Raw genomic sequence first — 24835 nt, forward strand, 5'->3', positions numbered from 1 at the left:
TGGGGCCATGGAGCTCGCGACGTTCGAACTGCTCCTCGGCGCGCAGGGGCAGCGGGTGCTCCACGAGGCGGCCGAGTCGTACGGGCGCGTCGACGACCTCACCCTCGGGACACGGCTGCGAGCAGCCGGGCATCCTCCCGAGCTGGTCGCCGCCGCGATCGGGCAGGTCGCGCTGCGCCGACGTGCCGCGTCCAAGCTCGGCGCGGAGGCGGCATCGATGTACTTCACGCCGGACGCCCTCGAGCAGGCCACCCGCGCCGCCGTCTCGGCCCACCGGGCAGACCGGCTGCAGACGCTCGGCCCGCGCACGCTGGTCGACCTCGGATGCGGCATCGGGGCCGACCTGGTCTCCTTCGCCCGGGCGGGACTGCACGTGCACGGCGTCGAGCTCGACCCGGTCCGCGCGGCGATGGCCCGCGAGAACCTCGCCGTGCTCGGCCTGCGCGGGACGATCGAGCTCGTGGATGCGACCACGGTCGACACCGCCTCGTACGACGTGGCCTTTGTCGACCCTGCGCGCCGCGACGGCCGAGGGCGGACGTTCGACCCGCAGGCGTTCACCCCGCCCTGGCCGTTCGTCGAGTCGCTGCTGGCCGGGCACGGTGTCGCTAAGGTGCTCCCGGGGATCGCGCACGACCTCGTCCCGGACGGTGTCGAGGCGGAGTGGGTCAGCGAGCGTGGCGACCTCGTGGAGGCCTGCCTGTGGGGGCGGGCGTTCGCCGGCGCCAGGCGGCGCGCGACCGTGCTGAACCCGACGCTGCTGGGCCCGCAAGGAACGGCCACGCTCACCGACGAGGACGCCCCCGAGGACACGCCCGCGGGCGAGCCCGGCGAGTGGTGGTACGAGCCGGACGACGCGGTGATCCGGGCCGGGCTCGTCACCGCGGTCGCCGCACTCACCGGCGGTTGGCTCGTCGACCCGCACATCGCGTACGTTTCCAGCGCGACCCTTGTCGTGACTCCGTACGCCCGCGCGTTCCGCGTCCTCGAGGAGCTGCCGTACCGCGAGAAGCAGCTGCGCGCCGCGTTGCGGGCACACGACGTCGGTACGCTGACCATCAAGAAGCGCGGCGTCTCCGTGGTCCCCGAGGTACTGGTGAAGCGCCTGAGGCTCACCGGATCGGTGACCGCGACCGTGATCCTCACCCGGGTCCAGGGCGAGGGTCGGGCCTTCCTCGTCGAGCCGGTCAGCGCACCCCGCGCATCTGCTTGAGCACCCACGGGCTGATCAGCGCCAGCGCCAGCCCGATGGCGATCGCGACCGCCCCGAGGATCCCGAAGTAGCGGCCCTCCTGCCCCGCGTCGAACAGGCGCGTGTACTGCTTCGCCAGCGTCCCCGACAACGCACTGCCGAGCGAGACCGAGAGGAAGAACAGCGCCACCATCTGCGTCTGGAACGCCTGCGGGGCGAGCTTGGTCGACGCCGACAGGCCGACCGGGGAGATGAGCAGCTCGGCGACGGTGAACACGAGCAGGATCACCACCATCGACGTCAGCGGCACCGAGCTCGGCGCGGCGTTCGCGAAGGGCAGGAACAGCAGGAAGCCGGTGCCCATCACGATCGCTCCCCCGGCGAACTTCAACGGCGTCGACGGCTGCCGGGTGCCGAGCTTGGTCCACAGCGCGGCAAAGACGCCGGCGAGCACGATGATGTAGACGGGGTTGATCGCGTTGACCCAGGAGACAGGCATCTCCCACCCGAGGATGTCCCGGTCGAGCTGTTTGTCCGCATAAATGGGGACCACCGTGAACTGCTGCTGGTAGAGCGCCCAGAACGCGGCGCTCGTGACGAAGAGCGGGATGAACGCGACCACCCGCGAGCGCTCCACCGAGGTGATGCGGCGGCTGGAGAGGATCACCGCGAAGTAGGCGACCGACGAGGCCAGCACCACCCAGACGACGACGTCGGACAGGTTGTCGGCCGTGAGCAGCCCGGCCAGGGCAGCCCCAGCGATCACCACGACGATGCAGGCACCGACGACGACCCAGCGCACATACTGGGCGCGCGGGAGAGGGTTCGACGCGACCCGCGTCTCGGCGGGGATGCGGTGACGCCCCATTGCGTACTGGACGAGGCCGATCGTCATGCCGATCGCGGCGAGCCCGAAGCCGTAGTGGAAGCCGAGCTCGGTCTGCGCGAGTCCGGTCAGCAGCGGCCCGAGGAACGCGCCGAGGTTGATCCCGAGGTAGAACAGCGAGAAGCCGCCGTCGCGCCGCGGATCGCCCGCGTCGTACAGCGAACCGACCATCGACGTGGCGTTGGCCTTCACGCCGCCGCTGCCGAGGGCGATGCACACGAGCCCGACGCCGACCCCGGCCAGGCCGGGGATCACCGCGAGCGACAGATGCCCGACGACGATGACGATCGCGCTGAAGAACAGCACCCGCTCCTCACCGAGGAGCCGGTCGGCCAGCCAGGCGGCGAGGATCGTCGACAGGTAGACCATGCCGCCGTACGCGCCCACGATGCTCGTCGCCGCGCCCTCGTCGAGGCCGAGCCCGCCCCTCGACGCGGAGTAGTAGAGATAGATCGCGAGGATGCCCTGCATCCCATAGAACGAGAAGCGCTCCCACATCTCCACGCCGAACAGCGTCGCGAGCGGCCGCGGGTGCCCGAAGAACGAGCGGTCGGTGCGGCTGTCGTACGCCGTCGGCTCCTGCCTCGCCATCTCTTCACGGTCGCAGCGCGGACGCGATCGAGCCACCTGGCGTACGGCCCCGGACGCACCGGTGGCGGGGCACCCCTCACGGTGCCCCGCCACCGGCGGTCATCGAGCGGCTGTCAGCGCGGGAAGTGCTGCAGCAGCTTGCAGGCGAGCCACTTGAGCCACTTGAACGGCTCACGCAGCGGGTTGGGCTGCGGACCGCACTTGTCGACCGGGGGCTCCGACGCCTTCTTGACGGTCACGGTCACCTTGCCGGTGGCCGTGCCGCCCTTGCCGTCGTCCACCGTGTAGGTGAACGTGTCGGTGCCGGAGAACCCGGCCTTCGGTGTGTACGTCACGGTCGCGCCGCTGCCGCTCACCGCGCCCCCTGCCGGCTGGGTGTACGAGTACGCCAGCGGGTCACCGTCGGCGTCGGCACCCTTCAGCGCGATCGCGACCGCCTTGCCCTGATCGGTCGTCGCCGACACGTCACCCGCCGTGGGCGGTGTGTTCGTCGGCGGCTCCTCGACCTCCTTCACCGTCACTGTCACCGTGCCCGTCGCTTCGGCCTCACCGTCGGACACGGTGTAGTCGAAGCTGTCGGTCCCGAAGAACCCGTCGTCCGGCGTGTACGTGACCGTCGCGCCCGACCCGGAGACCGTGCCGTTGGCAGGCTCGGTGTACGAGTACGTCAGCGCGTCCCCGTCGGCGTCCGCACCCTTGAGCGTGACCTCGACGGCCTTGCCCTCGTCGGTCGTCGCCGACACGTCACCCGCCGTGGGCGGCGTGTTCGTTGGCGGCTCCTCGACCTCCTTCACCGTGACCGTCACCGCGGCGGTCGCGGTGTCGGTGCCGTCGGAGACGGTGTAAGAGAAGGCGTCCTCGCCGAAGAACCCGTCGTCCGGCGTGTACGTCACGGTCGCACCCGAGCCGCTCACCGTGCCGTTCGCCGGCTGGGTGTAGGTGTAGGTGAGTGCGTCACCATCGGCATCCGCACCCTTGAGCGTGACCTCGACCGCCTTGCCCTCGTCCGTCGAGGCACTCACGGCCTCGGCGGTCGGGGGCGTGTTGGGCTCGGCCACGTCACGGACCGTGATCGCCACGGTTGCCGTGTCGGTGCCGCCCTTGCCGTCGTTCACCGTGAACGTGAAGGCGTCGTTGCCCACGAACCCGTCCTCGGGCGTGTACGTCACCGCCGGACCGTCACCTGTCACCTCGCCGTTCTCCGGCTGGGTGTAGGCGTACGAGAGGTCGTCACCGTCGGCATCGCTCGCCGCGAGCGTGATGTCGACCGGCGTGTCCTCGTCGGTCGTCGCCGATCCGTCGAGCGCGACCGGCGCGGCGTTCGGCTTCTCGCCGACTGTCACGCTGACGGTTCCCGTCGCCTCGGCCTCGCCGTCGGAGACGGTGTAGGTGAACGAGTCGCTGCCGGAGAACCCGTCGGCCGGGGTGTATGTCACGTCGGCTCCCGAGCCGCTGACCGACCCGTTCGCCGGGGTGCCGTACGTGTAGGTGAGTGCGTCACCGTCGGCGTCGGCGCCCTCGAGCGTGACGTCGACCGGGGTGCCGTACGCCGTCTCAGCCGAGACGTCGCCGGCGGTCGGCGGCGTGTTGACCGGGTCCGGAGCGACGATCGGGATCACGCCGAAGAGGTCGTCCGTCCCGCTGAGCGCACACTTCATCGAGACCGCGCCCTCACCGCCGATCAGCTCGCCGGCCGCGTTGCGGAGCGAGGCGACCACGTTGAACGCCTTCGGCATGTGGATGACGGCGTCGGTGGGTAGCTCGAGGTCCGGGTAGTCCTCGGTGCTCGGGACCGTGATCGGTGGGACGTCACCCTCGGTCGGGATCTTCCACGGGGTGCTCGCGTCGGCCGGGACCGGAGTCCAGTCGGCCGCCAGATTGGCGATGGGGTAGGTGAAGACGTCGGGCACACCCTCAGCGGTGACGGTGATGCTCGAGTCGTTGGAGTAGCCGCTCGCCTGCCGAGCCCCGAGCAGACCATAGGTCGCGTTGCGCAGGGTCTCTGGCAGCGTGAGCGTGATCTGCGTCTTGCGGGTGGGGATGACTTCGCCGGGCGCCACCTGATCGGGGACGGACACCTTGGCGTTGACCCCGACCGCGTGGTCGCCGAGCGGGAGCCCGGCGGCGACGACGTTGCAGGTGAACGTGAAGTCACGGTTGAGATCGGCTGCCTGAGCGGCACCCGCTCCCAAGGTCGTGACGGTCGCTGCCACACCGGCGACGAGTGCACCGGATGCGACGAGCGACAGTGGTTTGCGCACGACTGTGCGACGTGAAATGGACATCGATCCCCTCCAGATCTCACCGGACTCCCCCTCCAGGAGCCCGTTGTCCACGCCGGCGAACCGACGTTACGGCTCAGTAACGTAGCCGTGGTAACCAGGGGTTGCAATAGCCGCAACACACCTGTTTTCCCTGGTTGAAGGGGTAATGACCTGCGAAGAGGGGTCAGGCGACGATCTGCGTGACCGGCATCGACGAGTCCGCCGGCAGGTCGAGCGAGCTGGGCGCGACCCCCTTGGCGACGAGCGCGGAGCCCAGCGCGGCGACCATCGCGCCGTTGTCGGTGCACAGCACCGGCGGGGGGATACGGACGTCGATCCCGGCCTCGCCGGCCCGCTCGAGGACGTAGTGGCGCAGCCGCTGGTTGGCCGCGACACCGCCTCCGAGGACGAGGTGCTTCGCGCCGTGGTCGAGGCAGGCACGCACCGTCTTGGCCGACAGCACGTCGCACACCGCGTCCTGGAAGGAAGCGGCCACGTCGGGGACGGAGATCGGACGCCCCATCCGCTCCTCGTGCTCCACGTGGCGCGCCACCGCGCTCTTGAGGCCCGAGAACGAGAAGTCGTACCGGTGCTTGTCCATGTCCCGGCCGGACGTCAGCCCGCGCGGGAACGCGATCGCCTTCGGATCGCCCTCGCGCGCCGCGCGGTCGATCTGCGGACCACCGGGGTACGGGAGGCCGAGCAGGCGGGCGACCTTGTCGAAGGCTTCGCCTGCCGCGTCGTCGATGGTCTGCCCGAGCATCCGCACCGAGGTCGTGACGTCGTCGACGAGCAGCAGGTTGGTGTGCCCTCCGGAGACCAGCAGGGCGGCGGTCGGCTCGGGCAGCTCGCCGTGCTCGAGCCGGTCGACGCAGACATGCGCGACGAGGTGGTTGATGCCGTACAACGGCTTGTCGTACGCGATCGCGAGTGCCTTGGCAGCGGCGATCCCGACCAGCAACGCCCCGGTGAGTCCGGGTCCGCTCGTCACGGCGATCGCGTCCACGTCGGCGACCGAGACGCCGGCGTCGGCCTGCGCCTTCTCGAGCATCGGCACGAACGCCTCGAGGTGGGCGCGGCTCGCCACCTCGGGAACGACACCGCCGAAGCGCACGTGCTCCTCGACGCTGGAGGCGACCGCGTTGGCCAGCAGCTCGGTGCCCCTGACGATCCCGACACCGGTCTCGTCGCAGGACGACTCGATCCCCAGGACGAGGGGACCGTCGGATCGGGTCGCAGCAGTGCTCACTCCCCCATGGTGCCAGGGTGGACCCATGAGTCGTACAGACGTCCCGACAGCGCCCGACGATCGGACGACAGCGCTGACACTCCTGCGCTACGTGCGAGAGAGCGCGCTCGCCAAGGCCGAGGGCCTTCCCGACGCCCTCGCGCACGCCACACCGCTGGCGACCTCGCCTCTGATGTCGGTCGCGGGCGTGCTCAACCATCTGCGGTGGAACGAGCACTACTGGGTCGAGGTCGTCATCGCGGGCGGCGAGGACCGGGCGCCCTGGTCGGAGGAGCACCCCGACGGCGAGTTCGAGATCGCCGCGCAGATCACGATCGACGAGATCATCACCGGCTACCGTCAGCAGATCGCCGCGTGCGACGCGATCCTCGCCGACCTCGACCTCGACGCCCCGACGGCCAAGCCGCGACGCGACTTCCACCCGAACGTACGCTGGGTCGTCGCGCACCTCATCGAGGAGACCGCGCGCCACAACGGGCACCTGGACATCCTGCGGGAGCTCGCCGACGGAGAGGTGGGTGACTGAATGCGGACACGTTCGCTCGGCCGTAGCGGCCTGATGGTGTCAGTGGTCGGGATCGGGTGCAACGCCTTCGGGTCACGCGTCGACGAAGCCCGCACGAAGGAGGTCGTGCACGCGGCGATCGACGCCGGGGTGACCCTCTTCGACACCGCCGACACGTACGGCCGAGGTGCCAGCGAGGTGCTGGTCGGCCGCGCGCTCGGGGCACGCCGCGGCGACGTCGTGCTCGCGACCAAGGGCGGCATGGACATGGGCGGGGCCAACGGTCCTGACTGGGGCGCCCGGGCGTCACGCCGCTACCTGCGACGGGCGCTGGAGGCGAGCCTGACGCGCCTCGGCACCGACTACGTCGACCTCTACCAGCTCCACACGCCCGACCACGTCACTCCGGTCGAGGAGACGCTGAGCGTGATGGACGACTTCGTGCGCGAGGGCAAGGTGCGTTACGCCGGCTGCTCGAACCTCACCGCGTGGGAGCTCGTCGACGCCGACTGGACCGCGCGCACGTCCGGGACGACCGCGTTCGTGTCGGCGCAGAACGAGTACTCGCTCTACAACCGCTCGGCCGAGGCCGAGCTCGTCCCGGCCTGCGAGGCGCTCGGGGTCGGACTCCTGCCGTACTTCCCGCTGGCGTACGGGCTGCTGACCGGCAAGTACGCTCGCGGCGAGGCGGCCCCCGAAGGCACGAGGCTCGCCGAGGGCACGCAGACGGCGCGACTCGCCGGGGCTGACTGGGACCGCATCGAGGCGCTGGAGGCGTACGCCCGCGAGCGCGGACGCACGATGCTCGAGGTCGCGATCGGTGGTCTCGCCGCACAGCCGGCGGTCGCCAGCGTCATCGCCGGCGTCACGCGGCCCGAGCAGGTCGCGGCGAACGTCGAGGCCGCCGAGTGGGAGCCGACCGAGGACGACCTCGAGGCGCTGGACGCCCTGCGGCCCGCGCCGCTCGGGTCGTACACGACCTTCGCCCCGCGCCGCCGCTGACTCAGCGGTGAGCCGTACGAGGCACCCGCGGGTTGTCCACAGGCGGTTCGGCACGCGTGTGCCGAACCGCGGCAGGACCTCGCCATGGAATCGCTCAAGCGGCTCGCCCGATGCAACGGCGGGTCGTTCACCGCCAGCGCCGCGCGCGACCTCGGCGACGAATCCCGCGAGCTCGGCATGCTCGTCCAGCGTGATCAGCTCGTACGCCCGCGGCGAGGGGTGTACGCGATCGCGGCGGAGCATCGCGCCCTGTCGGGCGCTCCCAGACGCGAGATCGCCTCTCGACCTTCCCGACGGCGACCTCGACCTCGACCTCTCCCACGTCGGTCGGGTCGGCGGTGCGACGAGCCGACGGCGCAACCGCATCCAGATCCACCGCGAGGTGCTCGCCGAGACCGATGTCGAGGCGGTTGACGGCGTGGCGACAGCCCGCGCGGACCTCGCTGTCGCCCAGGTGATGACCTGCCGCCCGCTCGCGGCGGGAGCCGTCATCGCTTCCGCGTGGCTCGCCTCGTGCCACAGCGAGGCACGTCGCCGCAGCATGGTCGAGTAGTTCGACGAGGCCTCGCTCAAGGCCGTTCTGACCGCACGGCTCGACGGGTTCGGGCGACGGGCGGGCATCCGTACGGCGCGGAGCGCACTCGAGGTCGCAGACGCCCGCTGCGAGAGCGTCGCCGAGGTGCTCGTGATGCTGACCTGCTGGCAGTACGCCGTGCCCCGGCCGGACACCCAGCAACTGGATCGGGCTGCCGGACGACCGCTGGGCCGAGGTCGACTTCTTCTGGCCGGACGTCCAGATGGTGCTGGAGTTCGACGGGAAGGGCAAGTATGGCGACGAGCGGGACCCCGACGGACAGGTGATCCGGAGCGGGAAGCAGAAGCTGTGGGCGGAGAAGCGGCGCGAGGACGCCTTGCGCAGACTGGGCTATCACGTCGTACGGATCACGTGGACCGACGTGCTGCCGCACAACCGCGAGCGGACCGCCGCCCGGCTCCTGCACGAGCGAGAGGTCGCAGCACGCTACCTACGGCGACGCTGGGTCGTACGAGGGGGGCGGTCAGTCGTCGTTCGCGACCTTTGCGACCTTGCGGGCGGCGCGCGCGGCGCGCTCGTCGACGTCGAGCTGCGCGGCTTCTTCGAGCGTCGGCGCCGTGCCGCCGAACCGGGCCGGAGCCCACCACTGCCCTTCGGTCGCGTCCGGGTATGCCGCGACCGCCTCGTCGAGCAGCGCCTGGAGCGCCCGGTGAAGCTGTTCGGTCTCCGCGACGGGATCGGCTCCGGTCGGGTACAGCGGCTCGCCGACGCGGATCTGGATGGGCAGCCCTCGCGGCAGCGACAGCTTGTGCCCCTTCGTCATGATCCGCTGCGTCCCGAACAGCACGACCGGGATCAGCGGGACACCGGCCTGGGCGGCGATGCGCGGTGCGCCCGACTTGACCTCTTTGATCTCGAACGAGCGGCTGATCGTGGCCTCGGGGAAGATGCCGACGATCTCGCCGCGACGGCAGTAGTCGACGGCGGCGTCGAGCGACTCGGCACCTGAGGCGCGGTCGACCGGGATGTGGTGCATGGTTCGGAGCACGCGACCACCGATCGGATGGTCGAACGCCTCCTTCTTGGCCATGAAGCGCACCAGGCGGCCCCGACGCTCGGCAGGGAAACCGGCGAGGACGAAGTCGGCGAAGCCGATGTGGTTCGACGCGAGGACCGCGCCGCCCTCGCGAGGGATGTTCTCGGTGCCGGTCATCCGGACCTTCCAGCCGCGGAGCCGGAAGAGGGTCTTGGCCGTCGCGATGATCGGCGGGTAGGTGAGGTCGCGCATCCGGCAACCCTACCGAGGGTACGGTTCCGTAGGTTCAGCCTACCCAGCCCGCGGTCCGGTCAGCGCCCTTCGGCGTACGCGTCGATCTCGACCTCGACCAGGTGGTCCGGATGCATCAGGCGGTTGACCTCGAGCATCGACGCCGCCGGCGGCGTCGCTCCGAACAGCTCGCGGTGCGCGCGTCCGACCTCGTCGGCGTCGGTGATGTCGATGACGTACATGCGGGTCCGCACCACGTGCTGCGAGTCGAGCCCGCAGCGCCGCAGGGCGTCCATCGCGATCCCGAACGCCACCATCGTCTGCACGTACGGGTCACCGACGCCGATCACCGTCCCGTTCACGGTCGCCGTGGTCCCGGCGATCGCGACGTGCGGTCCGTACGCGACCGCACGCGCATAGCCGTACTTGTCCTCCCACGGCGTACCTGAGGCCACGCGGTACATCAGCCGTCCCTCCGGGTCACCACGGCACGCTGCATCACGACGGCGTCCGCGCCCGACCGGTAGTAGTGCGGCCGCGTCGCGATCGCGACGAAGCCTCCCGCTTCGTACAGCCCGATCGCCGCCGCGTTGTCCGCCGCGACCTCGAGCAGCACCCGCTCCGCACCCCGTCGAGCGGACTCGTCGAGCAGCGCCGCCAACAGGCGCCGTCCGACTCCCCGTCTGCGCGTGCGTGGCACGACCGCGATCCGTGCCACGTCCGCCGTGTCTCCCGTGACCATGAGGCTGGCGTAGCCCACGACACGTCCTTCGTCCTCCGCGACGACGACGTGGCGGGTGTCGCCCGCGACCTCGTCGGTGACCTGCGCGCGAGACCAGGCATCGGCGCCGAACGCCTCCTGCTCGAGCAACGCCAGCGCCTCGGCGTCATCCGGCGCGCCGGGTCGGATCACGCCGAGGCGCGCTTCCGCTCGGCGGCGGGCGTGGCGTCAGGGCGCCGGAGGTAGAGAGGCTCCGTCCCGATCTCGACGGCTGTGCCCGAAGCGATCATCGAGGCGAGCACGCCGGCGTCCGGATCAGGAGGACCGTCCACACGGTGGAGCAGGTCGGCGTAGAGGTCGGCGCCGCGTCCAAGGACGGGCATCGAGGCGGGGAGACGCACCGCGAGGTCGGCGGGACGCAGCACGTCCGGGTCGCCGACCCGCTCACCGCTGGGCGTGTACTCGGCCCAGTAGACCTCCTTGCGGCGGGCGTCGGTCGCCACCGCGAAGGCCTCCCCCACCACTGCGCGATCGACCGCCTGGGCCGCGATCACGTCGAGTGAGCAGACGCCGTGAAGCCTCGCGCCCAGCGAGACCGCGAGCGTACGGGCGGTGACCACGCCGACGCGCAGGCCGGTGAACGGGCCAGGGCCGACACCGACGGCGATGTCGGTGATCTCGCGACGATCGGCGCCCGCGGTCGCCAGCACCTCGGCGATCGCCGGAGCCAGCAGCTCGCCGTGGCTCATCGCGCCGGGCTGCGACACGGCCGCGAGCACGGCAGACCCGTCGTGCAACGCGACGGAGGTCGCCGGGGCGGCGGTATCGAGGGCGAGGATCAGCATCGTGGCAAGGGTACGCCCTGGGCGGCGGGTCTCACAGGGGTGGCGTGCGGCGTGATCACGGGGGCTTCAGGCCATCGCCTCGCCCAGCCCGCGGGCCTGCACGGAGTGGGTGATCGCATCAGGTTCGAGCAACGTGGAGCGCAGCGGGACCCGGGCCCAGCGTGCGCCGTGCGGCTTGACGGTCACGAGGCGTACGTCGTGGTCCGTGGCGTCGTCACGCTCGGGCGCCTCGGCGCCGAGCGGGTCGAGCACGGTCGCGGCGCGGCGCTCGAGGCGCACCTCGAGCCAGGAGTCGCTGAGGTCCTCCGCCATGCCCTCGCCCCACTCGACGACCGTCACCGAGTCCTCGGTGGCAGTGTCGAGGTCGAGGTCGTCGAGCTCGAGCGCGCCGTCGAGACGGTAGGCGTCGACGTGGACCAGCGGCGGCCCGTCCCCGAGGTTGGGGTGGGTGCGGGCGAGGACGAACGTCGGAGACGTCACTGGCCCTCGTACGCCCAGCCCGTCGCCGATCCCCTGCGTCAGCGTGGTCTTGCCAGCGCCGAGCCCGCCCGACATGACGATCACGTCGCCCGGGCGCAGCAGCGTGGCGAGTCTCGCGCCGAAGTCGTGGGCGTCGTCGGCGGTCAGCAGCTCACGGGCGAGCCACAGCGTCTTGCCGAACTCGAGGGTCGTCCCGTCGCGGCGCACTGGGAAGTAGCGCCGCCGCGCCCAGAACGTCACGTTCTCGGGGAGCTCCTCACGGACGTCGAGCCACACGCCGTCGAGGCCCCGCTCCTCCGCAGTGTCCTCGGCGACGCCGACCATCGCCGAGGCGACGCCGCGATCCTGATGGTCGGGGTCGACCGAGACCCGCCGGAAGCCGAGCAGCCCGGGCCGGGACGCGTCGTACAGCATCGCTCCGATCGGCTTGCCTCGGCGCTCGACGAGCAACCCGCCGGCCTGCTCGAGTGCGGCACGCACCGACTCGACGGTCTCTGTCATCGCGGTCGACGGGGGGTCGAGCGTGGGACGCGCTCCGAACGAGCGGCGGATCACCGACAGCACGTCCGCCGCGCGGTCGGGCGTCGCGTCGAAGACGTTGAGGGCGTGGAAGTTCGGGTAGGTCGTGCCGTTCACGCGCTCTCCCACAGGCTCTCGATCGCCGCGGTCACGTCCTCGTGGCGTTCGAGCATCATCATGTGGCCCGCGCCTTCCAGGACGAGCAGCTCGGAACCGTCGATCAGCTCGGCCAGCCGCCGTGAGTGCCGCATCGGAGTGAGCTTGTCCTTCGTGCCGCCCATGACGACCGTGCGCTTGCCGGGCAGCACCGGCAGCGCGCCGTACAGGTCGAGGTCGACGAAGTTGCCGGCGAAGTCCCACAGCGCCTTCGACCGCGACCGCGCGATCATCTCGTCGGTCATGTCGGCGTACTTGGCCGGCGAGTCCGGTCCGACCGCGAACATCCGCATCACAGGGAAGGAGTCGAGCCGGCGCGCCTGATCGAGCAGCGGACCGAACCGCGGCAGCCACGGCTGCAGCCGCGCCAACGGGAGGGTGGGATGGATCAGGTCGCCGGCGCTCGTCCCCATCAGGACGACCCCGACGACCCGGTCGCGGACGAGGTCGCCGTACTGCGCGGCGAACGACATCACGGTCATCGCCCCCATCGAGTGGCCGACGAGGACGAGCGGGCCGGTCGGCGCGACGGCGTCGACGACCGACTTCAGGTCGTCTCCGAGCTGGTCGAGCGTGCACGTCTCGAGCGTCGCGTCACCGGAGCTGCCGTGCTCGCGCTGATCGTAGAAGACCATCCGGGCTCGGCCGCGCAGCGCCGCGCGCTGATAGTGCCAGCAGTCGAGGTCGAGCACCCAGCCGTGCGCGAAGACGATCGTCGGGGCCCCCTCGGCCGCGTACGCCGCCGGGTCGGCCGGCTCCTCGATCTCGACGTGCAACGGGACGCCGTCGGTCGCCATGACGGTGACCTCGGGCGCGTGGAGCGTCCCGAACTCCATCGCGTCACCGCGCCTGGCCCTGCGCCGAGCACGCCTGCGGTCGGTGGCGACGCGCGCCGCCGCGGCGGTGGCGCCGGCGGCGGCGAGGGTCCCCGCGGTGACAGCCGCGTACGTCCCGAGCCTGCGCCAGTCCATCGTGCCTCCTGTCAGCCCCCGCTGCCGGTGGTCGTAGGGATCGCGCCGACATGGCGGCGAGCGATCCTCCCCCCCAGCCTAGTGACGACCTCGTAGCCGATCGTCGACGCGGCCTCGGCCCAGTCCTCGGCGAGCGGCTCGCCGAGGCGCCCGGAACCGAACAGCACGACCTCGTCCCCGCGGCTCGCCGGGGTGTCGCCCAGATCGAGCACGATCTGGTCCATGCACACCCGTCCGGCCACCGGCACGAGCTCGCCGTTGACGAGCGCGGACGCCCGGTTGGACGCTGCCCGCAGGATGCCGTCGCCGTACCCGACGGGGATCAGGCCGAGCGTCGTCTCACGCTTGGTCACGTAGGTGTGGCCGTACGAGACGCCGGTGCCGGGAGGCACCCGTCGGACGAGGGCGAGCGCGGTCCGCAGCGTCATCACCGGCGTGAGCCCGAGCTGCGCGGGCGTCCCGAGCGCAGGGCCGGGGCTGAGCCCGTACGAAGCGATCCCGACCCGCACGGCGTCGAGGTGGGCGTTCGGACGGGTGAGGGCCGCGGCGGAGTTCGCAAGGTGACGCAGAGGACGCTCGACATCGAACGAGGAGAGCTCGTCGACAGCCTCGGTGAAGGCGTGCTCCTGGGCACCGTTGACCGGGCTGGCGGGCTCGTCGGCGCAGGCGAAGTGCGAGAAGATCCCGGCGATCTCGATCCGACCGGCGCGCTGCGCGGCGGCGGCCGCGGCGAGGAGCGCCGTGAGCTCGGCGCCACGGACCCCGCCGCGCGCCATGCCGGTGTCGACCTTGAGGTGGACCCGCGGCCGCGCCGAGGCACCGGCCGCGAGCACGGCGTCGAGCTGCTCGACCGAGCCGGCGGCCATGTCGACTCCCGCGTCGATCGCGGGAGCGAGGTCGGCTCCGGCGGGGTTGAGCCAGGCCAGCAGCGGGCCGGTGTCGCCGGCGCGTCGCAGCGTGCGGGCCTCCTCGATGGTCGCGACCCCCAACCACTCGGCACCGGCCTCGCGGGCGGCGGCGCTGACCTCGATCGCGCCGTGCCCGTACGCGTCGGCCTTGACGACGGCCATCTGTGCGGCGCTCGGCGCGGCCTCGCGCAGGCGTGCGAGGTTGGCGCGGTAGGCGTCGAGGTCGACGAGCGCCTCGGCGGGAGCGCTCACCGGTCCCTCCAGTCCCGTACCTGCGACTCGGTGAGCGTCCCGTTGCGCCACGCAGCGATCACTCCCGGGACCGCATCGGCGACACGGGTGGCCGTGACCGGCCCACCGCCCGAGGCTGCCACGGCCGCGGCGCCGTGCACGAACGCGGCGAGCGAGCCGGCGTCACGAGGATGGGCGCCGGCCGCGAGGAACGAGCCCGCGAGCCCGGCGAGCACGTCTCCCGCACCGGCGGTGGCCAGCCACGGGGTGCCGGAGAGGTTCACCCGGGTCGGCGAGCCAGGGTACGCGACGAGGGTGCGGGCGCCCTTGAGCAGCACGGTCGCTCCCCAGCGCTCGGCAGCACGCGTGGCATGGCCGAGCGGATCGGCCACGACGTCGGAGCGGGTGACGTCGAGCATCCGGGCCAGCTCGCCGGCGTGCGGCGTGAGCAGCGCGGGGACGGGGAGCCGCTCGGGGAGGTGTGTGAGCGCATCCGCGTCGACCACTACGGGCACCTCGTCCTCCAGCGCCATCGCGAGCCGGTCGGCCGCGTCGTCTCCCCCACCCGAGCCGACGACCCAAGCCTGGACACGCCCGCGCGCTGCGGGATCGGTGTGAGCGACGACTTCCGGGCAGCGGTCCACGATCCGCGCCGCGAGCGAGGGCTCGCCGACGAAGCGCACCATGCCGGCGATCCCGGCCTGGGCACCGCGCACGCACAGCTGGGCGGCCCCGGCGTACGCGGCGGACCCGGCGGCGACGCCGACGACACCGCGTGTGTACTTCTGCGTGGGCTGCTCTCCCCGCTCGTCCAGCGTCGGCCGGAGGATCGCGAGCAGCAGCTGGTTGTCGCCCGCCGTGAGCGCCTCGACCGAAGGCGGCGGCAAGAACGGGCCGAGCCCGATGTCGACGAGCCGCGGGAGCGCCCCACGCACCGCCCGGGTCGCCGCTGGGTCGACGAGCAGCGCGTTCTTGTAGGTGCCGAACGTACAGGTGGCATCGGCGGCGATGTACGAGCCGGGCAGGGTCGCACCGTCGACGTCGACGCCGCTGGGCACGTCGACCGCGATCACGAACGGGCGTTCAGCGGCGAGGACGTCGCGCCACGCGTCGGCAGGCGCGCGCAGCCCGGGCGAGCCACCGATGCCGACGATCCCGTCGACGACCACCGCGAAGCCGCGGGGCGAGTCGACGAAGCGGCAGCCCGCGGCCTGCGCGGCCTGGGCCCCCGGCCCGTGCACCCGCGACGGGTCGGCGAGCGCCACCGCCACGTACCGCTCGCGCGCCAGCTCGGCTGCCGCGAAGAGGGCGTCACCGCCGTTGTCGCCGGTCCCGACGAGGAAGACCACGGGCGATGCGCCCGGGACGACCTCGCGGACGTACGCGGCGAGCCCCGCGGCGGCCCAGCGCATGAGGGAGCCCGGAGGGACCTGCGCCATGAGCGCCGCCTCGGCGGCACGGACGTCGGCGACGGTGTGCGCATAGAGCATGTCAGCACTCTCCCACGGTGGGACCCGCGACGACCGCGACGGCCGTCGACCCCCGCTACTCGACCGTGACGGACTTCGCGAGGTTGCGCGGCTGGTCGACGTCGTGCCCGAGCACCGAGGCCAGCTCGGCGGCGAAGATCTGCAGCGGGACGGTCGCCAGGACCGGCTGCAGGAGCGTCGGCGCCTTCGGGAGCCGGATCACGACGTCGGCGAACGGGTCGACCGAGGTGTCCCCCTCCTCGACGAGGACGACGGTGCGGGCGCCCCGCGCCCGGATCTCCTGGATGTTGCTGACCACCTTCTCGTGGAGCTGGTCGCGGCCCTTGGGCGGGACGACGACGAAGACGGGGAGGCCGGGCTCGATGACGGCGATCGGACCGTGCTTGAGCTCGCCGGCCGCGAACCCCTCGGCGTGGAGGTACGCGAGCTCCTTGAGCTTGAGCGCACCCTCGAGCGCGACGGGGTAGCCGACGTGGCGGCCGAGGAAGAGGAACGTCCGGTGCTCGGCGAGCTCACGCGCGAGCGAACGGATCTCGTCACCGCGGTCGAGGATCTCCTGGACGCCCGCAGGGAGCTTCTCGAGCTCGGCGACGGTCGAGGCGACCTCGTCGCCGTACTTCGTCCCGCGGACCTGCGAGAGGTAGAGCCCGAGGACGTAGCAGGCAACCAGCTGGGTCAGGAAGCCCTTGGTCGAGGCGACGGCGATCTCCGGTCCGGCGTGGGTGTAGAGCACGGCGTCGGACTCGCGCGGGATCGTGGAGCCGTTGGTGTTGCAGATCGCGAGCACCTTGGAGCCCTGCTGGCGGGCGTGACGGATGGCCTGCAGCGTGTCGGCGGTCTCGCCCGACTGGCTGATCGCGACCACCAGCGTCGAGCGGCCGACGATCGGGTCCCGGTAGCGGAACTCCGAGGCCAGCTCCACCTCGCAAGGGATGCGCGTCCAGTGCTCGATCGCGTACTTCGCGACCATGCCGGCGTACGAGGCCGTGCCGCACCCGATGATGACGATCTTGTCGATCGCGCGCAGCTCGTCGTCGGACAGCCGCATCTCGTCGAGCACGAGCCGCCCCTGCGTGTCGTGGCGCCCGAGCAGGGTGTCGGCGACGGCGCGCGGCTGCTCCTCGATCTCCTTGAGCATGAACCACTCGTAGCCGCCCTTCTCGGCGGCAGACGCGTCCCAGTCGACGTGGTACTCGGTGACCGGCGACGGGCTGCCGTCGAAGTCGATGACGTCGATGCCGTCGCGCGAGATGGTCACGACCTGGTCCTGGCCCAGCTCGACGGCCGAACGTGTGAACTCGATGAAGGCCGAGACGTCGGAGGCGAGGAAGTTCTCGCCTTCCCCGCGGCCAGCGACCAGCGGCGAGTTGCGGCGAGCGCCGACGACGCGGTCGGGATCAGCCCCGTCAGCGACGACGAGCGTGAACGCGCCCTCGAGGCGGCCGCACACGCGGCGTACGGCCTCGGTGAGGTCGGGGGCGTCGCCCCGCAGCTCGCGGTCCAGGAGGTGGGTCACGGTCTCGGTGTCGGTGTCGGAGGCGAACTCATAACCGTCAGCCTCGAGCTCGGTACGCAGATCGGCGAAGTTCTCGATGATGCCGTTGTGGACCACAGCGACCCGCCCCTCGGGCGAGACGTGCGGGTGGGCGTTGCGGTCGCTCGGCGGGCCGTGCGTGGCCCAGCGGGTGTGACCGATGCCGGTGGTCGAGGCCGGGAGCGGGCGCTCCGCGAGCGCCTTGTCCAGGTTGGCAAGCTTGCCGACCTTCTTTGCCGACGCGATCGCGCCGTCGACGACCAATGCCACGCCGGTGGAGTCGTAGCCCCGGTACTCCAGCCGTCGCAGGCCACCCAGCACGACGTCCAGGGCTGAGCGCTCACCGACGTAACCCACGATTCCACACATGATCTCCAGGGTACCGACAGGTCCCGCGGGGCCGACGGCAACAATGGGCAACATGTCGGTCACGCAGCCGGGCTCCAGCGACACCTCGCCGTACGTCGAGCTCGAACGACGTGCCTGGGCGGATCTCGCCGGTGACGCGCCCCAACCGCTCACCCAGACCGAGATCGACAAGGTGCGCGGTCTTGGGGACGAGCTGGACCTCGAGGAGGTCCGCCAGGTCTATGTGCCCCTCGCACGCCTGATCAGCATGCGGGTCCGGTACGCGGGTGAGCTCTACCGCTCGACGGAGGCGTTCCTGCGCCGCCCCCAGCCGCAGCGGACGCCGTACGTCATCGGGATCGCCGGCTCCGTCGCAGTCGGCAAGTCGACGACGGCGCGGCTCCTGCGCGAGCTGCTGGCCAAGGACGACGCGCACAGCAACGTGTCGCTCGTCACCACCGACGGCTTCCTGCTGCCCAACGCCGAGCTCGAGCGCCGTGGGCTGCTGGAGCGCAAAGGGTTCCCCGAGTCGTACGACCGCAAGGCGCTGCTGCGTTTCGTGATGGCCGTGAAGTCCGGACGCGAAGTCGTCGAGGCCCCGGTCTACTCCCACCTCACGTATGACGTCACCGACGAGGTGGTCACCCTCAACCGGCCCGACGTGGTCCTCATCGAGGGCCTCAACGTCCTCCAGCCGGCCCGCACCCGCGGCGACGGACGCCCCGGTCTCGCGATCAGCGACTTCTTCGACTTCTCGGTGTACGTGGACGCGGCACGCAAGGACATCCGCCGCTGGTACGCCGAACGCTTCCTGCGGCTGCGCGAGACCGCGTTCCGCAACCCGGACTCCTACTTCGTCCGCTACGGCGCGCTCGACGAGGAGCAGGCGATGGCGCAGGCGGCGCTGCTGTGGGACTCGATCAACGGGCCCAATCTCAAGGACAACATCGAGCCGACACGGGGCCGCGCGACCTTGGTGCTGCGCAAGGACGCGGACCACTCCGTGCGCTGGATCCGTCTGCGTAAGCTCTGAGACCGGCCCCGCCCTCGCGGTGTGATACATCTCACCCCTAGGGTGTCCGCCATGGACTCCGCGCTCAGCACCGTCGGGCTACCGATCGCCCTCGGCATCATCATGTTCGGCCTCGGCCTCTCGCTGACGATCGACGACTTCCGCCGGGTCGGTCGTCACCCCCGTGCCGTCGTGGTCGCCCTGTCGTGCCAGCTCCTGCTGCTACCGGCCCTCTGCTTCGGCCTGGTCCTGCTGTTCGACCTCCCACCGCTGCTCGCCGTCGGCATGATGCTGCTAGCCGCGTCGCCGGGCGGGACGAGCGCCAACCTCTACAGCCACCTGTTCCGGGGCGATGTCGCGCTCAACGTCTCGCTGACGGCGATCAACTCGATCATCGCGATCGTGTCACTGCCCCTGATCACAAACCTCGCCATCGCCTACTTCGACGCCGACAACACGGTGTCCCTGCAGTTCACGAAGGTCCTCGAGGTCTTCGCGATCGTCCTCCTGCCGGTCGCGCTCGGCATGCTCGTGCACGGGGTGCGCCCTGCGTTCGCCGGGCGGATGGACAAGCCGGTCCGCATCGCCTCAGCGGTGATCCTCGCCGTGCTCGTGATCGGCATCCTCGTCGACCAGCGCGAGAACGTCGGTGACTACGCCGCCAAGATCGGTGCCGTCACCGCCCTCTTCTGCGTGCTCAGCCTCGCCGTCGGTTATCTCGTCCCCCGCTGGGCCGGGGTCACCGAGCGCCAGGCGATCGCGTCGTCGTTCGAGATCGGCGTCCACAACGCGACGCTCGCAATCTACGTGGCCGTCGAGGTCCTCGACGAGACCGAGATCTCGATCCCCGGCGCGATGTATGGGCTCGTGATGTTCTTCATCGCCGCAGCGTGGGGCGTCGTGCTGACGCGCTATCTCGTCCGCGACCGGGCGTCCGCCGCCGTCGACGCCTGAGGATCCCCGCCAGGTCACAGGTCGCAGCGGAACGCGCCGGTGCAGGCGACGAGCCGGAAGCCCATCGTCTCGTTCACCGCGATCATCGGCGCGTTTTCCGCGGCGTTCCAGGTGTGGAGCAGCGACCGGTCGCCGAGCGCCGGCGTGGCCGCGCGCAGGTTGCGCACCTTCATCACGAGGCCCAGGCGGTGGCCGCGGTGCGCGGGAAGCACCAGCGTGTCCCACTGGAACGCGTTCACTGGGTCGGTCCCCGGCACCACGATCTGGCTGTGCCCGACGACCGTGCCGTCCTCCTGGACGGCGACGGTGGTGACCGACGTGCGCTGCTGCGCGGCGAACTCTCGCTCCTCGTGCCGGACCCGGTCAGGCGGGAAGTCCTCGGCCTCCCACCCCATCTCCCCCGACGGCGCCTCGACGGCCATCACCGAGCGCAGCGCGGCATACGCGTCCACCACATCCTCGGGGACCGGGCCGACCCACGTCCGCAGCGCGTACGACGCGTGGTGCGGCGCTGCGCGTGTCGCGAGCCGAGCGAGATGCTCGTCGTCGGCGGGCAGGTCGAGCACCCGTTGCGCCTCGACGATCCCCAGCCGGAATCCGTGCACCCGCAGCAGCTCCGCGTCAGGGCTGCCGGACTCCTCGGGTGCCCAGCGCGCCTCAGCCTCCAGCCGCGAGCGCCCGGTGAGGCGGGTGCGGTGCTTGAGGTCCTCGACGAAGGATCCGGCCTCGGCGCGCCGCCGCGGGTCGATACGGAGGTCTGCCCACACGCTGTCGGTGTTGTCCCGCAGCGACAGCTCCAGCTCCGCCGTGGCCACCACCGCGCCGTCGTCCGCGCGCGCCCACACATACCGACGCTCGACCCACGGGTCGCTCAGCCGAGCACGGACCCTGGTCTCCTCAAGGGTCCAGACCAGGTCGTACGGGTCGGAGACCACCCGCGCCTGGTGAGCGTGGAACGCCTCCAGCGCGGCGTCGTCGAACGGGTCGACCTCCTCGATGCGCACCCCACCACCGTAGGCGGACAGCAGCACGAGGCGCGCGGCAATTTCGGCGACGTCAGAGCGCGAGCGCTTTGCCGACGACTGCCGCCAGCCGCCGCGCCACCTCGTCGGCCTTGGCGCTCGTGGCGGCCTCGACCATCACGCGGACGAGCGGCTCGGTGCCGGAGGGGCGCAGGAGCACCCGCCCGGACCCGTCCAGCTCGGCCGTCGCCGCGGCCACCGCGGCTGCGACGTCGACGTCGGTGGTCGCGCGAGACTTGTCGACGCCGGGAACGTTCACGAGGACCTGCGGGAGCCGCCGCATGACGGCCGCGAGATCAGCGAGGGTGCGGCCCGAGGACACGAGGCGAGCGGCGATCGAGAGCGCGGTAAGGACGCCGTCACCAGTCGTCGCGTGGTCGCTCATGATGACGTGCCCCGACTGCTCGCCACCGAGGTTGAAGCCGCTGGCACGCATCGCCTCGAGCACATAGCGATCACCGACCGCCGTCTGCACGACGGTGACACCTGCGGCGTCCATCGCCTGCACGAAGCCGAGGTTGGACATCACGGTCGCCACCACGGTGTCGTTGACGAGCCGCCCCTGCTCCTTGAGCGTGAGGGCGAGGATGGCGAGGATCTGGTCGCCGTCGACGAGCTCGCCGGACGCGTCCACGGCGAGGCAGCGGTCGGCGTCCCCGTCGAAGGCGAAGCCGGCGTCGGCGTTGCTCTCGATGACCGCCCGCTGCAGAGCCTCGGGATGAGTGGATCCGCACCCCTCGTTGATGTTGAGGCCGTCGGGCTCGGCATGGATCGCCACGATGTCGGCCCCGAGGTCACGGAACGCCTGCGGACCGACCTCGCTCGCCGCGCCGTTCGCGCAGTCGAGGACGATACGGAGCCCGTCGAGGCGCTGGCCGACCGCCTGCACCAGATGGCGCTCGTACGTACGCAGCGCCGTCGGGCTGTCACCGATACGGCCGACGGCAGCGCCGGTCGGACGCTGCCAAGGCTGTTCGAGGGTGCGCTCGATGACGTCCTCGAGGGCATCGTCGAGCTTGAGCCCCCCACGAGCCAGGAACTTGATGCCGTTGTCCGGCATCGGGTTGTGGCTCGCGGAGATCATGACCCCCATGTCCGCAGCGAGCGCGGACGTCAGGTAGGCGGCTCCCGGGGTGGGCACCACGCCGAGCCGGTGCACATCCACCCCCGCAGATGCAAGGCCCGCGACCACCGCGGCCTCGAGAAACTCTCCCGAGGCGCGAGGATCGCGGGCCACGACTGCGGTCGGCCTCTGATCGGCGAAGGCACCCGTCTCGCCCAGCACGTGAGCTGCTGCCACTGCCAGGTCGACAGCGAGCTCTGCGGTGAGGTCGGTGTTCGCGACCCCCCGGACGCCGTCGGTTCCGAAGATCCGACCCAAGGCCCTGCCGCCGTCAGCGCTTGCTGTACTGAGGCGCCTTGCGGGCCTTCTTGAGGCCAGCCTTCTTGCGCTCCTTGGCGCGGGCGTCACGCGTGAGCAGCCCGGCCTTCTTGAGGGTGGCGCGGTTCGACTCCTCGTCGACCGCGTTCAGCGCGCGGGCCACGCCGAGGCGCAGCGCGCCGGCCTGACCGGTCATGCCGCCACCCGAGACGCGAGCGATCACGTCGAAGCTCTCACCGAGACCGGTGCTTGCGAAGGCCTCCTTGGCGATCTGCTGGTGCAGCTTGTTGGGGAGGTACTCCTCGAGCGGCTTGCCGTTGACCGTCCATGCGCCGGTGCCGGGCACGAGGCGGACGCGAGCGACGGCCTCCTTGCGACGGCCGGTGGCAGCAGAGGGCGCGATGATCGACGAACGTGCCGCCGACTCCGCACTCGGAGCGGTCTCGGAGGTGTAAGCAACGCCCTCGGCGTTGGCGGCGAACTCGTCGGTCTCGACGGTCTCGGTGCTGGACTCAGCCACGTTGATCCTCACTACTTCCTGGGCCTACTGGGCGATCTGCTTGATGTCGAAGGTCTTCGGCTGCTGCGCGGAGTGCGGGTGCTCCGGGCCGGCGTAGACCTTCAGCTTGCTCATGAGCGCGCGGCCGAGGCGGTTCTTGGGGATCATGCCCCAGACTGCCTTCTCGATGGCCTTGCGCGGGTCCTTGTCAAGCAGGTCGCCGTACGCGATCTGCTTCAGACCACCCGGGTAGCCACTGTGGCGGTAGGCGAGCTTGTCCTCGCGCTTGTTGCCCGAGAGGGCGACCTTCTCCGCGTTGACGATGATGACGAAGTCACCGTTGTCGATGTGCGGAGCGAACGTGGGCTTGTGCTTGCCGCGAAGCAGGGTCGCTGTCTGGACGGCAAGTCGTCCGAGCACCACGTCTTCTGCGTCGATGACGTGCCACTGGCGGTCGACGTCACCAGGCTTCGGGCTGTACGTGCGCACGCTGTTCTACCTTCGTATGGATGGGGACTGGTGGTGTGCCTGCGCACGGTCCGAAAAGACCTGCAGGCACAACGACGTACAAGAATACCCAGCCGTCACACGCTCGGTCAAAACGGCCCCTCCAGGAAGGGTTCGCAACCGCGATCCCTCCCGTCGGGTCCGACCGACCAGACGGCGGCACGCCGTACGCCGGACGTGCCACCTCCAGGGTACCCTCGAGCCCCAAGCACCCGACGCCCGAGGCCCTGTTCCGGGACCTGTTGACGGACCCGGATGCACGCACCCTTGCGCGAAGCAATAAGTTAGAGGGGGTCCGATACACCCCCGAGGACCCCGATTCGAGCTGCGTACCAGCACAGGGTGCGCACGCCACGGCGCAAGGAGACCTCCTCGTGACAGACGCCACGCCCTCGGCTGATGGCCAGACCCTGACCGTCCGCGACGACCGGACCGGCAAGGAGTACGTGCTCCCGATCGTCGACGGGACGATCCGGGCGAGCGACCTCGGCAAGATCCGGGTCAGCGACGACGAGCCCGGGATCGCCTCGTACGACCCCGGCTTCACCAACACCGCCAGCACTCGCTCGGCCGTCACCTTCATCGACGGCGAGAAGGGGATCCTGGAGTACCGGGGCTACCCGATCGAGCAGCTGGCCGAGAAGTCGTCGTTCCTCGAGGTCGCCTACCTGCTGATCAACGGTGACCTGCCGTCCAAGGAGCAGTACGACTCCTGGGTGCACGACATCACGTTCCACACCTTCGTGCACGAGAACATCAAGTCGCTCATGCAGGGCTTCCGCTACGACGCGCACCCGATGGGCATGCTGCTCTCGGCGGTCGGTGGCCTCTCGACGTTCTACCCCGAGGCCCGCAACATCCACGACGCGGAGACGCGCCACCTCCAGATCGTCCGCATGATCGCCAAGATGCCGACACTGGGTGCCTGGTCGTTCCGTCACGCGCAGGGCAAGCCCTACGTCTACCCCGACAACGACCTGTCGTACGCCGAGAACTTCCTCGCGATGCTGTTCAAGATGAGCGAGGCGAAGTACGAGGCCGATCCGCGTCTCGTCAAGGCGCTCGAGGTGCTCTTCATCCTCCACGCCGACCACGAGCAGAACTGCTCGACGAACGCGGTGCGCTCGGTCGGCTCGAGCCAGGTCGACCCCTACTCGGCGGTCTCGGCCGGCATCGGCGCGCTCTACGGCCCGCTGCACGGTGGCGCCAACGAGGCCGTCCTCAAGATGCTGCGCCGCATCGGCGACGTGAGCAACGTCCCCGCCTTCATCGAGGGTGTCAAGGCCGGCAACGAGCGGCTGATGGGCTTCGGCCACCGGGTCTACAAGAACTACGACCCGCGCGCCACGATCATCAAGAAGGCGACCGACGACGTCTTCGAGGTCACCGGGGTCAACCCGCTCCTCAAGATCGCCGTCGAGCTGGAGAAGATCGCGCTCGAGGACGAGTACTTCGTCAAGCGCAAGCTCTACCCCAACGTCGACTTCTACTCGGGCCTCATCTACGAGGCGCTGCAGTTCCCGCCGGAGATGTTCACCGTGCTGTTCGCGATCCCGCGCACGGCCGGCTGGCTGGCACAGTGGCTCGAGCTGGTCAACGACTCGGAGCAGAAGATCGCCCGCCCGAAGCAGATCTACACCGGCGAGCGCGGTCTGGTCTTCCCGTCGAGCAGCGAGCGCTGGGCCTGAGCGTCCACGCCGTCCACGACGTCCACGAAGGGCGCCTCCCGCACGTCGGGGGGCGCCCTTCGGCGTCTCTCCCGCCCG

23 protein-coding genes are annotated in these 24835 nt (G+C 70.8%); 7 read left to right on the top strand and 16 right to left on the bottom strand.

The features are described from left to right. The first annotated feature begins 7 nt into the window (after positions 1-7). Positions 8-1213 (top strand): class I SAM-dependent methyltransferase, encoded by a 1206-nt coding sequence (locus HCT63_RS13230; protein ID WP_167005549.1) that lies wholly within the window; start codon positions 8-10, stop codon positions 1211-1213. Here the strand turns inward: HCT63_RS13230 and HCT63_RS13235 are convergent. From HCT63_RS13235 to tsaD, 3 genes are all read right to left on the bottom strand, one after another. Further along, positions 1188-2669, bottom strand: coding sequence for a peptide MFS transporter (locus HCT63_RS13235; protein WP_167005552.1), 1482 nt, complete (start codon positions 2667-2669; stop codon positions 1188-1190). The two genes, HCT63_RS13230 and HCT63_RS13235, sit on opposite strands and share 26 nt — an antisense overlap. Positions 2670-2782: 113 nt before the next feature. Beyond that, complete coding sequence (locus HCT63_RS13240) at positions 2783-4954, bottom strand: Ig-like domain-containing protein (protein ID WP_167005555.1); 2172 nt, start codon at positions 4952-4954, stop codon at positions 2783-2785. Between the two features lie 163 nt (positions 4955-5117). Next, a complete protein-coding gene (gene tsaD / locus HCT63_RS13245) occupies positions 5118-6182 on the bottom strand; it encodes a tRNA (adenosine(37)-N6)-threonylcarbamoyltransferase complex transferase subunit TsaD (protein ID WP_243843027.1) in 1065 nt (354 codons plus the stop codon). Positions 6183-6207: 25 nt separating this feature from the next. Here tsaD and HCT63_RS13250 point away from each other — a divergent pair, with 25 nt between their 5' ends. The 3 genes from HCT63_RS13250 (at position 6208) to HCT63_RS20495 (ending at position 8242) form a co-directional block, all read left to right on the top strand. Next, positions 6208-6708, top strand: coding sequence for a DinB family protein (locus tag HCT63_RS13250; protein WP_167005561.1), 501 nt, complete (start codon positions 6208-6210; stop codon positions 6706-6708). Continuing rightward, positions 6709-7689, top strand: coding sequence for an aldo/keto reductase (locus tag HCT63_RS13255; RefSeq protein ID WP_167005564.1), 981 nt, complete (start codon positions 6709-6711; stop codon positions 7687-7689). It begins immediately after the preceding gene. Positions 7690-7879: 190 nt separating this feature from the next. Then, entirely contained in the window at positions 7880-8242 is a 363-nt protein-coding gene (locus HCT63_RS20495; protein WP_243843028.1) for a hypothetical protein, read from the top strand. A gap of 505 nt (positions 8243-8747) precedes the next feature. Here the strand turns inward: HCT63_RS20495 and HCT63_RS13265 are convergent. The 9 genes from HCT63_RS13265 to glmS all read right to left on the bottom strand — a co-directional run bounded on the left by HCT63_RS13265 (position 8748) and on the right by glmS (position 17715). Continuing rightward, complete coding sequence (locus HCT63_RS13265; protein WP_167005570.1) at positions 8748-9512, bottom strand: lysophospholipid acyltransferase family protein; 765 nt, start codon at positions 9510-9512, stop codon at positions 8748-8750. Positions 9513-9571: 59 nt separating this feature from the next. After that, positions 9572-9955, bottom strand: coding sequence for a RidA family protein (locus HCT63_RS13270; RefSeq protein ID WP_139086355.1), 384 nt, complete (start codon positions 9953-9955; stop codon positions 9572-9574). After that, positions 9955-10404 carry a ribosomal protein S18-alanine N-acetyltransferase gene (gene rimI / locus HCT63_RS13275; protein WP_167005573.1) on the bottom strand — a complete coding sequence of 150 codons (450 nt, stop codon included), beginning with the start codon at positions 10402-10404 and terminating at the stop codon, positions 9955-9957. The genes HCT63_RS13270 and rimI overlap by 1 nt, the downstream gene beginning before the upstream one ends. Next, positions 10401-11057, bottom strand: a complete 657-nt coding sequence (tsaB, locus tag HCT63_RS13280) for a tRNA (adenosine(37)-N6)-threonylcarbamoyltransferase complex dimerization subunit type 1 TsaB (protein WP_167005576.1) — start codon at positions 11055-11057, stop codon at positions 10401-10403. Before tsaB ends, rimI begins: the two co-directional genes overlap by 4 nt. 66 nt (positions 11058-11123) lie before the next feature. Further along, positions 11124-12173 (bottom strand): tRNA (adenosine(37)-N6)-threonylcarbamoyltransferase complex ATPase subunit type 1 TsaE, encoded by a 1050-nt coding sequence (tsaE, locus tag HCT63_RS13285; RefSeq protein WP_243843029.1) that lies wholly within the window; start codon positions 12171-12173, stop codon positions 11124-11126. Then, positions 12170-13183 carry an alpha/beta hydrolase gene (locus HCT63_RS13290; RefSeq protein ID WP_167005579.1) on the bottom strand — a complete coding sequence of 338 codons (1014 nt, stop codon included), beginning with the start codon at positions 13181-13183 and terminating at the stop codon, positions 12170-12172. Before HCT63_RS13290 ends, tsaE begins: the two co-directional genes overlap by 4 nt. An 11-nt stretch (positions 13184-13194) precedes the next feature. After that, the gene (alr, locus tag HCT63_RS13295) at positions 13195-14343 is read right to left on the bottom strand and encodes an alanine racemase (protein WP_167005582.1); all 1149 of its coding nucleotides are present in this window, start codon (positions 14341-14343) and stop codon (positions 13195-13197) included. After that, positions 14340-15812 (bottom strand): bifunctional ADP-dependent NAD(P)H-hydrate dehydratase/NAD(P)H-hydrate epimerase, encoded by a 1473-nt coding sequence (locus HCT63_RS13300; protein WP_167005585.1) that lies wholly within the window; start codon positions 15810-15812, stop codon positions 14340-14342. The genes alr and HCT63_RS13300 overlap by 4 nt, the downstream gene beginning before the upstream one ends. Positions 15813-15867: 55 nt before the next feature. Next, positions 15868-17715 carry a glutamine--fructose-6-phosphate transaminase (isomerizing) gene (gene glmS / locus HCT63_RS13305; protein ID WP_167005588.1) on the bottom strand — a complete coding sequence of 616 codons (1848 nt, stop codon included), beginning with the start codon at positions 17713-17715 and terminating at the stop codon, positions 15868-15870. A 43-nt stretch (positions 17716-17758) separates the two neighbouring features. Between glmS and coaA the strand changes: the two genes are divergently transcribed. Together coaA and HCT63_RS13315 are read left to right on the top strand one after the other, a co-directional pair. Then, the gene (coaA, locus tag HCT63_RS13310; protein WP_167007109.1) at positions 17759-18727 is read left to right on the top strand and encodes a type I pantothenate kinase; all 969 of its coding nucleotides are present in this window, start codon (positions 17759-17761) and stop codon (positions 18725-18727) included. 51 nt (positions 18728-18778) lie between these two features. Continuing rightward, positions 18779-19660, top strand: coding sequence for a bile acid:sodium symporter family protein (locus tag HCT63_RS13315; protein WP_167005591.1), 882 nt, complete (start codon positions 18779-18781; stop codon positions 19658-19660). A gap of 14 nt (positions 19661-19674) precedes the next feature. On the opposite strand, the gene HCT63_RS13320 is transcribed toward HCT63_RS13315, so the two are convergent. The 4 genes from HCT63_RS13320 to rplM are packed head-to-tail and all read right to left on the bottom strand — an operon-like array spanning position 19675 to position 23051. Beyond that, entirely contained in the window at positions 19675-20664 is a 990-nt protein-coding gene (locus tag HCT63_RS13320) for a GNAT family N-acetyltransferase (RefSeq protein WP_167005594.1), read from the bottom strand. Positions 20665-20716: 52 nt separating this feature from the next. Further along, a complete protein-coding gene (gene glmM / locus HCT63_RS13325; protein WP_167005597.1) occupies positions 20717-22063 on the bottom strand; it encodes a phosphoglucosamine mutase in 1347 nt (448 codons plus the stop codon). A 13-nt stretch (positions 22064-22076) separates the two neighbouring features. Next, positions 22077-22583: a 30S ribosomal protein S9 gene (rpsI, locus tag HCT63_RS13330; protein ID WP_167005600.1), complete on the bottom strand. Its 507-nt coding sequence runs from the start codon at positions 22581-22583 to the stop codon at positions 22077-22079. A gap of 24 nt (positions 22584-22607) precedes the next feature. Continuing rightward, positions 22608-23051: a 50S ribosomal protein L13 gene (gene rplM / locus HCT63_RS13335; protein ID WP_167005602.1), complete on the bottom strand. Its 444-nt coding sequence runs from the start codon at positions 23049-23051 to the stop codon at positions 22608-22610. Between the two features lie 392 nt (positions 23052-23443). On the opposite strand from rplM, the gene HCT63_RS13340 reads away from it, so the two are divergent. Continuing rightward, entirely contained in the window at positions 23444-24757 is a 1314-nt protein-coding gene (locus tag HCT63_RS13340; protein WP_167005604.1) for a citrate synthase, read from the top strand. Positions 24758-24835: the final 78 nt, after the last annotated feature.

Source organism: Mumia sp. ZJ430, from assembly GCF_011751845.1.
Classification (GTDB): Bacteria; Actinomycetota; Actinomycetes; order Propionibacteriales; family Nocardioidaceae; genus Mumia.

Coding starts and splice junctions, on each gene's coding strand:
- HCT63_RS13255 (WP_167005564.1), top strand. CDS start 6,709: ATGCGGACACGTTCGCTCGGCCGTAGCGGCCTGATGGTGTCAGTGGTC.
- HCT63_RS13300 (WP_167005585.1), bottom strand. CDS start 15,812: ATGCTCTATGCGCACACCGTCGCCGACGTCCGTGCCGCCGAGGCGGCG.
- HCT63_RS13290 (WP_167005579.1), bottom strand. CDS start 13,183: ATGGACTGGCGCAGGCTCGGGACGTACGCGGCTGTCACCGCGGGGACC.
- coaA (WP_167007109.1), top strand. CDS start 17,759: ATGGGCAACATGTCGGTCACGCAGCCGGGCTCCAGCGACACCTCGCCG.
- HCT63_RS13265 (WP_167005570.1), bottom strand. CDS start 9,512: ATGCGCGACCTCACCTACCCGCCGATCATCGCGACGGCCAAGACCCTC.
- tsaB (WP_167005576.1), bottom strand. CDS start 11,057: ATGCTGATCCTCGCCCTCGATACCGCCGCCCCGGCGACCTCCGTCGCG.
- HCT63_RS13270 (WP_139086355.1), bottom strand. CDS start 9,955: ATGTACCGCGTGGCCTCAGGTACGCCGTGGGAGGACAAGTACGGCTAT.
- HCT63_RS13250 (WP_167005561.1), top strand. CDS start 6,208: ATGAGTCGTACAGACGTCCCGACAGCGCCCGACGATCGGACGACAGCG.
- HCT63_RS13230 (WP_167005549.1), top strand. CDS start 8: ATGGAGCTCGCGACGTTCGAACTGCTCCTCGGCGCGCAGGGGCAGCGG.
- HCT63_RS13235 (WP_167005552.1), bottom strand. CDS start 2,669: ATGGCGAGGCAGGAGCCGACGGCGTACGACAGCCGCACCGACCGCTCG.
- HCT63_RS13315 (WP_167005591.1), top strand. CDS start 18,779: ATGGACTCCGCGCTCAGCACCGTCGGGCTACCGATCGCCCTCGGCATC.
- glmS (WP_167005588.1), bottom strand. CDS start 17,715: ATGTGTGGAATCGTGGGTTACGTCGGTGAGCGCTCAGCCCTGGACGTC.
- HCT63_RS13240 (WP_167005555.1), bottom strand. CDS start 4,954: ATGTCCATTTCACGTCGCACAGTCGTGCGCAAACCACTGTCGCTCGTC.